The sequence below is a fragment of the Paractinoplanes polyasparticus genome (assembly GCF_019710575.1).
Taxonomy (GTDB): domain Bacteria; phylum Actinomycetota; class Actinomycetes; order Mycobacteriales; family Micromonosporaceae; genus Actinoplanes; species Actinoplanes polyasparticus.
Genome location: NZ_JAHWFK010000005.1, coordinates 273695 through 286991 on the forward strand (window position 1 = coordinate 273695; position 13297 = coordinate 286991).

Annotated in this window: 10 protein-coding genes and 1 pseudogene; 7 read left to right on the top strand and 4 right to left on the bottom strand. The window is 72.8% G+C overall.

Annotation, left to right across the window (positions count from 1 at the left end; all coding sequences use genetic code 11):
• Positions 1 to 92 precede the first annotated feature (92 nt).
• Positions 93 to 1481 (bottom strand): carbohydrate-binding protein, encoded by a 1389-nt coding sequence (locus KXC43_RS08485; RefSeq protein WP_221375408.1) that lies wholly within the window; start codon positions 1479 to 1481, stop codon positions 93 to 95.
• Between the two features lie 161 nt (positions 1482 to 1642).
• Between KXC43_RS08485 and KXC43_RS08490 the strand changes: the two genes are divergently transcribed.
• Complete coding sequence (locus KXC43_RS08490) at positions 1643 to 2518, top strand: bile acid:sodium symporter family protein (protein WP_221375409.1); 876 nt, start codon at positions 1643 to 1645, stop codon at positions 2516 to 2518.
• Between the two features lie 207 nt (positions 2519 to 2725).
• On the opposite strand, the gene KXC43_RS08495 is transcribed toward KXC43_RS08490, so the two are convergent.
• Together KXC43_RS08495 and KXC43_RS08500 are read right to left on the bottom strand one after the other, a co-directional pair.
• A complete protein-coding gene (locus KXC43_RS08495) occupies positions 2726 to 3877 on the bottom strand; it encodes a sensor histidine kinase (protein WP_221375410.1) in 1152 nt (383 codons plus the stop codon).
• Positions 3874 to 4524 carry a response regulator transcription factor gene (locus tag KXC43_RS08500; protein ID WP_221375411.1) on the bottom strand — a complete coding sequence of 217 codons (651 nt, stop codon included), beginning with the start codon at positions 4522 to 4524 and terminating at the stop codon, positions 3874 to 3876. Before KXC43_RS08500 ends, KXC43_RS08495 begins: the two co-directional genes overlap by 4 nt.
• Positions 4525 to 4612: 88 nt before the next feature.
• On the opposite strand from KXC43_RS08500, the gene KXC43_RS08505 reads away from it, so the two are divergent.
• From KXC43_RS08505 to KXC43_RS08530, 6 genes and pseudogenes are all read left to right on the top strand, one after another.
• On the top strand, positions 4613 to 5101 hold the full coding sequence (locus KXC43_RS08505) for a hypothetical protein (RefSeq protein WP_221375412.1): 489 nt from the start codon (positions 4613 to 4615) through the stop codon (positions 5099 to 5101).
• A gap of 320 nt (positions 5102 to 5421) precedes the next feature.
• Positions 5422 to 5544 (top strand): annotated as a pseudogene (locus KXC43_RS53205) (peptidoglycan-binding domain-containing protein); the annotation flags it as partial.
• Positions 5545 to 5603: 59 nt separating this feature from the next.
• Complete coding sequence (locus KXC43_RS50655; protein ID WP_255643712.1) at positions 5604 to 6134, top strand: efflux RND transporter periplasmic adaptor subunit; 531 nt, start codon at positions 5604 to 5606, stop codon at positions 6132 to 6134.
• Positions 6135 to 6139: 5 nt separating this feature from the next.
• Entirely contained in the window at positions 6140 to 6787 is a 648-nt protein-coding gene (locus KXC43_RS08520; protein ID WP_255643763.1) for an ABC transporter ATP-binding protein, read from the top strand.
• The gene (locus KXC43_RS08525) at positions 6784 to 7974 is read left to right on the top strand and encodes an ABC transporter permease (RefSeq protein ID WP_221375416.1); all 1191 of its coding nucleotides are present in this window, start codon (positions 6784 to 6786) and stop codon (positions 7972 to 7974) included. Before KXC43_RS08520 ends, KXC43_RS08525 begins: the two co-directional genes overlap by 4 nt.
• 43 nt (positions 7975 to 8017) lie before the next feature.
• The gene (locus KXC43_RS08530) at positions 8018 to 10558 is read left to right on the top strand and encodes a tetratricopeptide repeat protein (protein ID WP_221375417.1); all 2541 of its coding nucleotides are present in this window, start codon (positions 8018 to 8020) and stop codon (positions 10556 to 10558) included.
• A 635-nt stretch (positions 10559 to 11193) separates the two neighbouring features.
• Here the strand turns inward: KXC43_RS08530 and KXC43_RS08535 are convergent.
• Positions 11194 to 13233, bottom strand: coding sequence for a serine/threonine protein kinase (locus KXC43_RS08535; protein ID WP_221375418.1), 2040 nt, complete (start codon positions 13231 to 13233; stop codon positions 11194 to 11196).
• Between the last annotated feature and the right edge of the window lie 64 nt (positions 13234 to 13297).

A 13297-nucleotide genomic window follows, 5' to 3' on the forward strand; every position in this document is an offset into this window, starting at 1 on the left:
AGCCGCGCCCGATCCGGGCGCGGCTCCCAAGCGTCACCGGCGGGCGACGAGCCGAACGACAAGTCACCGGCGGACGACGACCGAACGACGGGTCACCGGCGGAACTGGATCCAGTTCACGTTGACGAAGTCGTTGGGCTGCCCGCTGGTGAAGGTCAGGAACACCGTCTGCCGGCCGGACACGTTCGACACGTTGCCCGGCACGGACCGCCAGCTCTGCCAGCCGCCGGTGTTGCCGAGCGCGAAGCTGCCGATCGGCGCGTTGCTGCGGCTGTCGACGCGCACCTCGACCAGGCCGCTGATGCCGGCCGCGGCCCCCGAGGCCACCCGGGCCACGAAGTCCCGGACGCCACCCGAGCCGAACTCGACGTTGTTGAACTGCACCCAGTCGCCGGAGCGGATCGCGCCGATGTTCTGCCCGCCCTCACTCGCCGTTTCCACGATCACGCCGGACTGGGCGTTGAACGACTCGGCCTGAATTTGCGCGTACGCGTCCCGGACTCCCCCGGGCGGCGGCGTCGTCGGGGGTGTGGTCGGCGGCGTGGTGCCGCCCCCGCCCCGGGTGTAGACCGCGACGTAGTCGACCAGCATCGGGTGACCCGGCACGGTGGCTGCGGTCGGCGTGCCGAAGCCGGCCACACCGTTCGGGAAGCCGCCACCCATCGCGACGTTGAGCAGGATGTGGTAGCCGGCGTGGCTGGTCATGTTGGTCCAGTGCGGCTCGCCGATCTGGTTCTGGTTCACCGCGTGGAACTGCTGGCCGTCCACGTACCACCGCAGCTGGTTCGGCGACACGCTACGGTCCCATTCGAAGGCGTACGTGTGGAAGTTGCCCTGGCAGGTCGAGCCGGGGCAGGCCCGGCTGGCGCCGATGCCGTTGGTCTCGTTGCACGGCCCGCCCGGGTTGACGCCGCAGTGCAGCACGCCCCAGACGGAGTTGATGCCGTTGACGTTCTCCATGACGTCGAACTCGCCGATCGCCGGCCAGCTGTACCGGTCGGCCCGGTAGGGCGCGCCGAGCGCCCAGAACGCGGGCCAGTAGCCGAGCGCCGCGTTGCCGGTGACGTTCGGCATCTGGATGCGGCCCTCCATGCGCAGCACCCCGTTGGCCGGCGCCTTGAAGTCGGTGCGCTGCGTCTCGATCCGCGCTGACGTCCACTGACCGGAACCGTTGCGCAGCGGCGTGATGCGCAGGTTGCCGGAGCCGTCGTGGGCGACGTTGCTGGTGCTGTTGGTGTACGTCTGGATCTCACCGGTGCCCCACTGCGGCGGACCGCCGGGGTAGCTGGTGCCGGTGTCGATGATCCAATTGGCGCCGTTGGGCAGGGTGCCGGCGCCGCCGGTGAAGTCGTCGGCCCAGACCTGGGTCCAGCCGCTCGGCGGCGGGGGCAGGGCGGCGCTGGCGGAGACAGCCATCGCGGCCGAGCCGATGAGGGCGACAGTCGCGGTCGCGACGGCCAGGAGACGGGTGCGGACAGTCATGGGACAGGCCCTTCTGCTAGGGCTTCGCACGCTGGTGAGCGGGGGATGGAGCGCTCTCACAAAGTTTCGAGCGCGTTACGCGGCGTTGTCAAATATGAACGAATGTCGATGCCCGTTCGGGCAATGGGAGCCCGGCGCGCGCTGCGGCAGAATGCACCGCCATGGACTCGCCATTGACCACCGTCGGGCTGCCCGTCGCGCTCGGCATCATCATGCTCGGCCTGGGCCTCGGGCTCACGGTGGCCGACTTCCGGCGCGTGGTGAGCTACCCCCGGGCCGCCCTGATCGCGCTCGGCTGCCAGGTGCTGCTGCTGCCCGCGCTCTGCTTCGCCCTGGTGGTCGCGCTCGACCTGCCGCCCGCTCCGGCCGTCGGCATGATGCTGCTCGCGGCTTCGCCCGGCGGCACCACGGCCAACCTCTACAGTCACCTGTTCGGCGGGCACGTCGCCCTCAACGTGACCCTCACCGCCGTCAACTCGGTGCTGGCGGTCGTCACGCTGCCGATCATCGTGAACCTCTCGGCGGCACACTTTCTCGGCGACGCCGCGTCCCTGGGCCTCCAGTTCGACAAGGTGCTCCAGGTCTTCGCGATCGTGCTGCTGCCGGTTGCCCTGGGCATGGCACTGCGCGCGAGGTTCCCCGGCCTGGCCGACCGCCTGGCCCGGCCCGTGAAGATCGTGTCCGTCGTCGTGCTGGTCGCGGTCATCGCCGGCACGGTGCTGCGGGAGCGCGACAACATCGCGGACTACTTCGTGGCCGTGGGCGTGGCGGTCCTCATCTTCAACGTGGTCAGCCTGGTCATCGGGTACGGCGCGCCCCGCCTGGCCGGCGTCGGCCGCCGCGAGTCGATCGCCGTCGGCATGGAGATCGGCATCCACAACAGCACCCTGGCCATCACGATCGCGATCAGCCCCGCTTTGCTGAACAACACCGAGATGGCCGTACCGGCCGCCGTGTACGGCATCGTCATGTTCTTCACCGCCGCCGCCTTCGGCTACCTCGTCACCCGCCAGCGCGAACGCGAACCGGCAGCCTGAGGCAGTATCTCGTCACCTAGCAGCGCGAACGCGAACCGGCGGCGTGAGGCGGTACCTCGTCACCTAGCAGCGCGAACGCGAACCGGCGGCGTAAGGCGGTACCTCGCCACCCGGCGGCGAAAAGCGTGAGCCGGGGACCTGAACGCCAGGCCGCCGGCAGCCGGGCCGCAGCGGAGGCACGGCACAGCCACAAGATCGACGGCCGGCTCAGTCGAAGGTGACGCGCACCGTCAGCCCACCCGACGGGCCGGGAGCCGCGGTCGCCGTGCCGCCGTGGGCGCGAGCCACCGCTCGGACGATCGACAGGCCCAGGCCCGTGCCGGTGGCCGAGCCGACCCGATCGGTCAGGCGCTGGAACGGCTCGAACAGGCGCGGGATCTCGAAGGCGGCGATCACCGGGCCGGTGTTGGTCACGGTCAGCTCGCCCGGCGCGCAGCTCACGGTGACCGAGCCGCCGGCGACGTTGTAGGCGACCGCGTTCTCGACCAGGTTCTGCACCAGGCGCTCCAGCAGCACCGGGTCGCCCGTCATGGGCGACGGCGCGGTGGTGACGGTCATCGTCACCGGACCGGCCGGGACCAGGGTGACCACGTGCTCGGTGACGGCCGCGAGGTCGACCGGAATCGGGTCGGCCAGTTCCTGGTCGCCCCGGGCCAGCAGCAGCAGGCCGTCGATCAGCCGTTCGTGCCGGGCGTTGACGACGAGCAGCGTCTCGCCGAGCCGGCGCACGTCGGGCGAGGCATCGGGGTGCGACAGCGCGACCTCGATCAGGGTGCGGTTGATGGCCAGCGGGGTCCGCAGCTCGTGCGACGCGTTGGCGGCGAACCGGCGTTGCGACGCGAACGCCGTGTCCAGCCGCGCGAGCATGTCGTCGAACGTGTCGGCGAGCCGGCGCAGTTCGTCGCGGGGCCCGGTCAGGCCGATCCGCTCGTGCAGGCTGCGGCCGGCGACCCGGCGCGCGGTCGCGGTGATCTCGGCGATCGGGCGTAGCGTCCGCCCGGCCGCGAACCAGGCCGCCGCCACGCCGGCGACCGCCACCCCGGCCAGGGCCAGGCCGCCCTGCTGGAGCAGCGACGTCAGGGTGGCCGCCCGGAAGTCCGACTGGAGGTCGCGCGCCACCTCGGTGCTCCGCGCCAGGTCGATCTGCCCGGACACCGGGGCGGTGAGCTGCGCCGCGACTGACGACGTGCCCGCCGGCGCGTGGGCGATCGCCAGCACGGCCGACGCGCTGACCGGCTGCCGGTTGAGCGCTTGCCCCAGCAGCAGGTAGGTGATGGTCAGCAGAGCCGCCCCGGCCAGCACGAAGAGGCCACCGTAGAGGACGGTCAGGCGCAGGCGGACGGTCCAGCGGTGGCTCATCGGATCTGGTACCCGACGCCGGTGACGGTCTCGACCACCGTAGGCGGGCCGAGTTTGCGGCGCAGCGTCATCATGGTCACCCGCACGACGTTGGTGAACGGGTCGGTGTGCTCGTCCCAGGCCCGTTCCAGCAACTGCTCGGCGCTGACCACGGCGCCGTCGGCCCGCAGCAACTCCTCGAGCACCGCGAACTCCTTGCGGGAGAGCCCGACCACCCGGCCGTCCCGGAACACCTCGTGGTGGGCGGTGTCCAGGCGCAGGCCGGAACGTTCCAGCACCGGCGGCGCCGCGGGCCGGGCCCGGCGGCCCAGCGCGCGTACCCGGGCCACCAGCTCGGCGAAGGCGAACGGCTTGGCCAGGTAGTCGTCCGCGCCCAGGCCCAGCCCGCCGACCCGGTCGGCGAGCTCGCCGGCGGCCGTGAGCATCAGGATGCGGACGTCGCCGCCCGCGACCGCCCGGCACACGTCGTCGCCGTGCACGCCGGGCAGATCCCGGTCGAGCACCAGGACGTCGTACTCGTTGACCGAGAGCCGCTGGAGGGCCGCGCCACCGTCGTGCACGGTGTCCACGGCGAGCGCCTGGAGCCGCAGCCCCTCGGCGATCGCCTCCGCCATCATGATCTCGTCCTCGGCGATCAGCACACGCATCCGGACATGGTTACCGGTCCGGCTATAAGAATTCTGTAAGCGTCCGCGCTGATGATGATCTTACGAGCGCCTCGGTGTGCTGGGCCGCATGAGACGAATCCTCGTGCCCCTGACGGTGCTGAGCCTTGCCCTGGCCGGCTGTTCCCTGCCCGGGAGGGACGCGGCGCCGGTTCCGTCGGCCTCGCCGGCCGATGAGAAGAGCCAATTGCGGGCGTACGCGAAATGCATGCGCGCGAACGGGGTCGACATGCCCGACCCGAACGGTGACGGGGCGCTGGGCGTCCCGGCCATGAAGGCCGGCTCGCCCGAGCTGAAGAAGATGGATGCGGCGATCGAGAAATGCCGTGACCTGATTCCGGGCGGCGCCGGCGGCGAACCGCAGAAGGTCTCGGCCGAGGACCTGGAGAGGGCGCGAGCGCTGTCGAAATGCATGCGGGAGAACGGAATGCCGGACTTTCCCGACCCGGATCCGGAAACGGGCGCGGTGGCGCTCTCCGAGGAGACCGTCGATGTGAAGAAGATGGCCGCGGCGGGCGAGAAGTGCGGCGGCGTAGTCCCCCTGACGAGGGCCCGGTGATGCGACGCCGGATCATCGCCGGCGCCACCGCGGCCGTGGCGGTGCTGGCCGTGGCTCCGGTGGTCGCGTTCCGGAGCAGGGGCGGCCCGGCCGACTCCGCTCCCCCGGCGGCCGGTGCGACGGCCACGGTCCGCCGCGAGACCCTGTCCGGATCGGTCACGGTCGACGGCGAGCTCGGGTACGGCGAACAGGTGCCGATCATCGCCAAGGCGCCCGGCACGGTCACGTGGCTGCCCCGGGTCGGCGACACGATCGAGCGGGGCGAGCCCGTGTTGCGTGCCGACAACCTGCCCGTCGTTCTGCTCCACGGAGTGTTGCCGATGTACCGGGAGCTGCGGCCCGGCGCCGAGGGCCCGGACGTCGCCCTGCTGGAGCGCAACCTGCGCGACCTCGGGTACGCCGGTTTCACGGTCGACGACGAATACACCGGGCTGACTGCCCGGGCCGTCCGCCGCTGGCAGAAGCACCTGGGACGGGAGGAGACCGGCATGGTGGACCCGTCGTGGCTGTCGTCGCGGACGGCGCGATCCGGGTGGCCGCGCTCCCGGTCCGGCCGGGCGCGGCGGCGACCGGCGAGGTGCTCGAGTACACGGGGGCGGAATCAGTGGTCACGGTCGACGTCGAGGCCGGCGGGGCGGGGTGGGCGCGGCCCGGCGTCAAGGTCACGATCACGCTGCCCGACGGCAGGCGGACTCCCGGCGCCGTGGCATCCATCGGCGCCAAGGCCTCACCGCCGGAGTCCGGCGATGAGCCCACGATCCCGGTGACGGTGGCGCTGACCTCCGCGGCCGCGCTGGGGAAGCTGCGCGAGGGGCCGGTCACCGCGACCTACGTCAGCGAGCAACGCCGGAACGTGCTCACCGTCCCGGTCGCCGCGCTGGTCGCGCTGGCCGAGGGCGGCTACGGCGTGGAGGTGGTCGAGGGCGGCGCGCGGAGGTTCGTACCGGTCGAAGTGGGGTTGTTCGCCGGGGGCAAGGTCGAGGTGCGCGGCGACGGGCTGGCCGCGGGCACGACAGTCGGGATGCCCACGTGATCACGATGAGCAACGTCCGCAAGGTCTATCCGGGCGGGGTGACCGCCCTGGACGACGTGTCGCTGTCGGTGTCACCGGGCGAGTTGCTGGCCGTGGTCGGACCGTCCGGGTCCGGCAAGTCGACGATGCTGCACCTGCTCGGGGCGCTCGACCGTCCGTCCGCCGGCACCGTGCGGATCGCCGGCCACGACGTCGACGCCCTGCCCGACCGGTCGCTGAGCGCGCTGCGGGCCCGCACCGTCGGCTTCGTGTTCCAGCAGTTCCACCTGGCGGCCGGGGTGTCCGCTCTGGACAACGTGGCCGACGGCCTGCTCTATGCGGGCGTGCGGCGCCGCGAGCGCCGCTCCCGCGCGGCTGCCGCCCTGGAGCGGGTCGGCCTGATCCACCGCGCCCACCACCGGCCGCACGAGATGTCCGGCGGCGAGCGGCAACGGGTGGCGATCGCCCGCGCGGTGGTGGCCGGTCCCGCGCTGCTGCTGGCCGACGAGCCGACCGGCAACCTCGACTCGGCGTCGGGCGCGGTGGTCATGGACCTGCTGCACGATCTGCACCGGGCCGGCACGACCACGGTCGTCATCACCCACGACCGCGACATCGCCGCCGCCCTCCCCCGCCGGGTGGCCCTGCGCGACGGAAGGCTGGTCGCCGCATGACGGCCCGCCTGCGTCCGGCCCGGCTGGCCGGCTCCGATGTGTTGCGGCTCGGGGCGGCGGGCCTGCGCGCACGGCCGCTGCGGATGGTGCTGTCGGCAGCCGGGATAGCCATCGGCATCGCGGCGATGCTGGCCGTGGTCGGTCTCTCGGCGTCCAGCCGGGCCGGCCTGGACCGGGCGCTGGCCGCGCTCGGCACCAACCTGCTCACCGCCGCGCCCGGCCAGACCCTGACCGGCGAACAGGCGTCCCTGCCCCCGGAGTCGCTCGCCATGGTCCGGCGCATCGCCGCGGTCCGGACAGTCAGCGCCACCGCGAAGCTGACCGCGCGCGTCTACCGCAACGAGTTCGTCCCGGTCGCCGAGCACGGCAGCATCAGCGTGCTGGCCGCCCGGCCCGATCTGCTGCCGGCGCTCGGGATCGGCACGGCCCGGGGACGGTGGCTCACCGCCACCAGGCCGGGCGCCCCCACGGTTGTCCTCGGCGCCGGCGCGGCCGACCGGCTCGGCGTCCGGGCCCCGGGCGGACGGGTGTGGCTGGGAGGGCAGTGGTTCTCGGTGGTGGGAATGCTGACGTCGTCACCGCTGGCGCCCGAGATCGACTCGGCGGCCCTGGTCGACTGGACCACGGCCACGTCGTTGCTGGGCTTCGACGGCCACCCGACCACGGTCTACACGAGATCCGACGAGGCGGCCGTCGAGCAGGTGCGGCGCGTGCTCGGCGCCACGGTCAACCCGGCCGCGCCCAACGAGGTCAAGGTGTCCCGTCCGTCCGACGCGCTGGCCGCGGCCCGGGCCACCGACGCCGCGCTCAACGGCCTGCTGCTCGGGCTGGGCGCCGTGGCCCTGCTGGTCGGCGGGGTGGGCGTGGCCAACACGATGGTCATCTCGGTGCTGGAACGTCGCGGCGAGATCGGTCTGCGCCGCGCTCTCGGTGCCACCGGATGGCACGTGTGCCAGCAGTTCCTGACGGAGTCGCTGCTGCTGGCCACGGCCGGCGGCCTGGCCGGGGCGGCCGTCGGAGCCCTCGTCACGGCGGCCTGGTCATGGTGGCGCGCCTGGCCGGTGGCGCTGCCGCTCTGGGCTCCAGCCGGCGGCCTGGCCGCGACCGTCCTGGTCGGCGTGGTCGCGGGTCTCTACCCGGCGGTGCGGGCGGCCCGCCTGACCCCGACCGAGGCGCTGGCGAGCTAGGGTCGAGGCGGCTGGAGATTCGGACATGTCAATGAGGTGATCGATGCCGCACGAGGCGTTCGCCGCGCTGCCCGATCCGGCTCAGGCCGGCAGCCTCGACGACGTGGCCGAACGGCTGCGGCTGCTCAAGGTTTGGGCCGGCGACCCGTCCTACGACACGATCAAGAACCGGGTGAACGCGGCCCGGACCGCGGCGGGCCGGCCGGCAAGCGAGCTGACCAGCAAATCCACCGTGGCCGACTGCTTCCGGGCCGGGCGGCGGCGACTGAACACCGCCCTCGTCGTGGCCGTCGTCGAGGCGTTGCACCCGGACCGGGGGTACGTGGATCAATGGCGGCAGGCGCTGCGGGCGGTCGACGCCGAGATCGACGCCGGGTCGCAGGTCCGCGTGCAGGACGCCCTGCCGCAGGACCTGGCCGAGTTCACCGGCCGCACGTACGAGCTGGACCGGCTGCGCCGCGCGCTGGAGGAGGCCCGGCAGGACGGCGGCGCGGTGGTGATCTCGGCCATCGCCGGGATGGCCGGTGTCGGCAAGACCCAGCTCGCCGTGCACGCCGGCCATCTGCTGCTCCGGGACGAACGGTTCGACCGGGTGTTGTTCGTCAATCTCCGCGGCTTCCACCCCGGCCCGGCACAGCCACCGGCCGACCCGGCGGCGGTGCTCGACGGCTTCCTGCGGGTGCTCGGCGTGTCGGGCCACAGGATTCCGTACGGGCTGGACGCCCGCGCCTCGGCCTACCGCGGCCTGCTGGCCGGCACCCGTACGTTGGTGGTGCTGGACAACGCGGCCACGGTCGAGCAGGTCAGGCCGTTGCTGCCGGACACCGCGGGCTGTCTGGCGCTCATCACGAGCCGGCGGACCCTGTCCGGGCTGCCGTCCGCCACCGCGCTCACCGTCGACGTGTTCACTCCCGAGGAGGCCGAGACCTTCCTGCGGGGCTCGGGCGTGGGCACGGACGCGGAGGCGCTGAGCCGCATCGCCGCCCGCTGCGGGCACCTGCCGCTGGCGTTGAGCCTGGTCGCCGGTCATATCCGCGCCTTCCCGGACTGGACGTCGTCCGACCACGCCGACCGGCTGGACGACCGCCACCGGGACCGCCGCCTGGAGTCCGGGGTCGAGCTGGCGCTCGACCTGTCCTATCAGGATCAGCCGGCCGACCGGCAGCACCTGCTGCGGCTGGCGGCGCTGCATCCGGGGCAGGATTTCGACGCGTACGCCGTGGGCGCCCTGACCGGCACCGACCCGGCCGCCGCGGCCATCCGGCTCGACCAGCTCCTCGACGACCACCTGCTGCAGCCGAGCGGCCCGGGGCGCTACACCTTCCACGACCTGGTCCGCGCCTACGCCGCCGACCGCGCGCACGACGAGGACTCGCCGGCCGCCCGGCGCGCGGCCCTGACCCGGTTGTTCGACTTCTACCTGGCCACCGCCGGGGCGGCCATGAACACGCTGCACCCGGCCGAGGCCGACCAGCGGCCGCCCCTGCCTCCGACCGCCGCCCCGGGGCCCGTCCTGGATGATCCCGGCACGGCTCTGGCCTGGTTGGACACCGAGCGGCCGACCCTGGTCGCGGTCACGCACGATTCGCCGGCCCATGCCGTCCGCCTGGCGCGGACCCTGTCGCGCTACCTGAAGGGCGGCCACCACGGCGATGCCCTGACCGTGCACGGCCACGCGCTGCGGGCCGCCCGGGCCGCCGGCGATCTCACCGGCCAGGCGCATGCCCTCAACGGCCTCGGCGTCGCCCACCGGCGGCTGGGCTCGCCGAAGCGGGCCACCGACGACCTCGAGGAGTCCCTGGAGCTGTTCCGCCGGACCGGGGACGACGCCGGCCAGGCGGCCGCTCTCTACGATCTGGCCACGGTCATGCAGTGGGTGGGCCGCTACCCCGACGCCCTCGACTACAAGCAGCAGGCGCTCGCGATGTACCGGGCGGCCGGCGACCGCTACGGCGAGGCCACCATGCTCAGCGGCCTCGCCCTCGTGCTGGAGCGGATGGGCCGCCTGCCCGAGGCGATCGACCATTGCGAGCAGGCCCTGGCGCTCGACCGGCAGACCGGAAACCGGCACGGCCAGGCCCAGGCGCTCAACATTCTCGGCGACGTCGAGACGCGGGCGGGCCGGCACGAAGCCGCCGCCGACCACCTGCAGCAGGCGCTGGTCCTGTTCCGGCAGCTCGGCAACCGCAACAACGAGGCCGGGGCGCTCGACAGCCTCGGCCTGCTGTACAACCGCCTCCGTCAGCCCGCCCAGGCCATCAGCTACTTCGAGCCGGCGCTGGCCCTCTTCCGCGAGCTCGGCAACAAGGGCGGCGAGATCGGGTCGCTCAACGGTCTCGGCGAGGCCGCCCTGGCCGCCGGGCGCACGGCCGACGCGCTCGCCCACCACGCCGAGGCCCTGACCACGGCGATCGACGTCGACATGCCCGACGAGCAGGGCGTCGCCCACGCGGGACTGGGCCACGCCCACCGCGCCCTCGGCGACCACGAGCGGGCGCGCGAGCACTACCAGCAGGCCCTGACCCTGTTCACCGCCCTCGGCATTCCCGAGGCCGACGAGATCAGAGCCCTCCTGCAGCCCTGAGACGGCCGGCGTCGAGCCGCCTTTCCGACTCCCGGCCGCATCGGTATCGGCGCGGCCGGGCCGACCGTACGCTGATCTCCGGATGGCACCGATGCGACCCTCGCGTCACCGTCGTCAACCCGCTGGCCGCCAACGACGAGGAGACACCCCGCACCCGGCCGCCCTTCCGCAACCCGGACAACACCAACGCTGACATGACGGTCGGGTTCACGTTCATCGACCACGACCTGACCTTCGACCCCGGGTCGACGCGCGCGAGGCGGACCCGAACGACCTGCGTGGCGGACGCCGGTCCGCGCGCCGGTTCGTCGAGTGGGACACGTTCTTCGACTTCGGCACCAAAATCGTCGAGGCCGACAGCGGGAAGGTCATCGACAAGGTCCGGAGGAACAAGCGGATCGACACGTTCCTCTCGTCACCGCTGTTCGACCTGCCGGTGGGTCCCGGCCTCGTCGGTCCCGACGACAGCCTGCGGTCGCTGGCCGGTCGCAACCTCGAGCGGCACCTGCAGCACCGGATCGCCTAACGTCGAGGGCGGATGGGCGCCGGACCTTCCCCGCCGCGACGGCCCCGCGGACAGTACGTTCACGATGACGGACCTGCTCACCTTCGCCGGCGTGGCCTGAGGTGAGGGGTCAGGGGACGTAGACTTCGGCCATCGCGGTGACGGTGCCGTTGGTCGTGGTCACCTCGACCAGGCCGTTGTCACCGAGCCGCTGGGCCAGCTTCTCGGGGGCGATGGCGCAGGTGCCGACGGTGACCGGGTCTTCCGCGCAGCGCCCCGGGTCGTCGAACGTGCTGGTGAGTCCGGGGCGGGCCGCGGTCGGCAGGGTCACGACCATGCGGCTGTCCTCGGTCAGCCAGGCCTGCTCGCAGGGGGCGTCCGACGTGGACTTGACCTTGAAGGTGTCGCAGTACTCGTCACCGGTCATGAACAGCACCGGCTCCACCACGACGGATCTCGCCTTCGGGTAGTACCCGTGCACCTTGACGATCGACTTGGTGTTTCCCCGCCGGACGTCGGTGAAGGGGGGCACCGTCCCGGCGGACGACGGGACCGCAGCCTCGATCGGCCTGATCTCGGCCCGGGTGACGTGGGCGCCGGCCAGGGCGTCCTGGTCCTTCGCCTCGTCGGTCGGGCCCACGCCGAAGGCCACCTTGCCGGCCGGCAGGCTCGGATCGGTCAGCTTCCGCTCGAGCACGACAGCGCCGTCGACCGAGACCGACGCGACCTCGTCGCGAAGGCTCAGCACCACGGCGCGCCGCTTACCGGGGGCGAACAGGGCTTGTTCGGCCGAGCCGACCATGGTGTTCCGGACGGCGCCCTCGTGACGGATCCGGATGACCCGCGGGCAGAGGTCGAGCCAGTAGGAACTGTCGCCCGCGGAGCGGAACTGGACCTCGGCACAGGACCGGGCGTTGTCGAGACTGACGTCGACGGAGATCGACTGGTCACCGGCGAAGCTCCGGGTCGTGCCCGGGCACACCATCGCGAAACTGGGGGTGGTCATGGCCAGGCCGTTCTTGAACGAGCAGCGGCCACCGTAGTCGTCGGTGGAGGCCCGCCACTGCCCCGGCCGGTCGAGAGCGTCGACCACCCACGGGCCCCGCACCGCCCCCGGCACCGGCATGGTGGTCAGCGCCGGCGGCGGCTGAGCCGCGGGCTCGAGGTCCTGGCGGCTGAACAGGCCGACGCCGGCCGCGAGCAGGGTCACCGCGGTGGCGGCGGCGATGATCGCCCAGGTGCGGCGGCGGCCGCCCCGCCGTTCGGGGCGCAGGCCGGCGCCGGAGACATGGCGGCCGGAAAGCTGGGCCGCTTCGGCGGCTTCCCGCAGCGGACGGCCGATCGCGCCGGAGCCGGTGTTCTGGGCGAGCAGCAGGTTGAGCAATTCGTGCGCGGTCGGCCGATCCTCCGGGGCCTTGGACAGCGCGAGCGCCACCAGATCGGCCAGCGGCCCGGTGAGACCGGTCAGATCCGGCGGCTGGGTCAGGATCCGAGCGGCGGTGGCGACCGGTGAGTCGGCCCGGAAGGGGGTGCGCCCGGTGCCGGCGTACGCGATGACCGCGCCCCACGCGAACACGTCAGCCGCCGGCGTGATGTCCCGGTGATCGCCGTCGAACCGTTCCGGCGCCATGTACGCGACCGTGCCGACCATCTGATCGGGATGCGTGTGCTGACTGGTCACCTCGAGCGCGCGGGCGATCCCGAAGTCGATCACCTTCGGCGTGCCCAGCGCGAACAACACGTTCTGCGGCTTGAGATCCCGGTGGATCACGCCGGCCCCGTGGATCGCGGTCAGCGCCGTGGCCACCCCGACGGCCACACCGTGCAGGCGGCTGTCGGCCAGCGGACCCTCGTGGCTGACCACCTCGTCCAGGCTGGGACCGTCGACGTACTCCACGACCAGGTACGGCGTCCGGTAGTCGGGGTCGGCGTCGACAACCGCGGCGGTGCAGAACGGCGGCACCTGCCACGCGCGCTTCACCTCGCTGCGGAACCGGCCGCGGAACTCCTCGTCGTGAGCGTACTCAGGCTTGATCATCTTGATGGCGACCAGCGGCCCGTCGTCCCGCCGGCCGAGGAACACCGACCCCATGCCGCCCTCGCCGAGCCGGGCCAGCAGTCGGTAGCCGCCCAGCGACGCCGGGTCGCCCGGGCGCAGCGGGCTCTTCATCAGCTCAACCCATCGAAGATCGCGGACCTGGACCCGCATACAGTACGGCTCGCGATCTACGCAG

What these genes read in the sequence shown, in the direction of transcription:
- KXC43_RS08520 (WP_255643763.1), top strand. Translation starts at nt 6,140, where the DNA reads ATGAGCAACGTCCGCAAGGTCTATCCGGGCGGGGTGACCGCCCTGGAC.
- KXC43_RS08525 (WP_221375416.1), top strand. Translation starts at nt 6,784, where the DNA reads ATGACGGCCCGCCTGCGTCCGGCCCGGCTGGCCGGCTCCGATGTGTTG.
- KXC43_RS08505 (WP_221375412.1), top strand. Translation starts at nt 4,613, where the DNA reads ATGAGACGAATCCTCGTGCCCCTGACGGTGCTGAGCCTTGCCCTGGCC.
- KXC43_RS08495 (WP_221375410.1), bottom strand. Translation starts at nt 3,877, where the DNA reads ATGAGCCACCGCTGGACCGTCCGCCTGCGCCTGACCGTCCTCTACGGT.
- KXC43_RS08530 (WP_221375417.1), top strand. Translation starts at nt 8,018, where the DNA reads ATGCCGCACGAGGCGTTCGCCGCGCTGCCCGATCCGGCTCAGGCCGGC.
- KXC43_RS08490 (WP_221375409.1), top strand. Translation starts at nt 1,643, where the DNA reads ATGGACTCGCCATTGACCACCGTCGGGCTGCCCGTCGCGCTCGGCATC.
- KXC43_RS08535 (WP_221375418.1), bottom strand. Translation starts at nt 13,233, where the DNA reads ATGAAGAGCCCGCTGCGCCCGGGCGACCCGGCGTCGCTGGGCGGCTAC.
- KXC43_RS08500 (WP_221375411.1), bottom strand. Translation starts at nt 4,524, where the DNA reads ATGCGTGTGCTGATCGCCGAGGACGAGATCATGATGGCGGAGGCGATC.
- KXC43_RS08485 (WP_221375408.1), bottom strand. Translation starts at nt 1,481, where the DNA reads ATGACTGTCCGCACCCGTCTCCTGGCCGTCGCGACCGCGACTGTCGCC.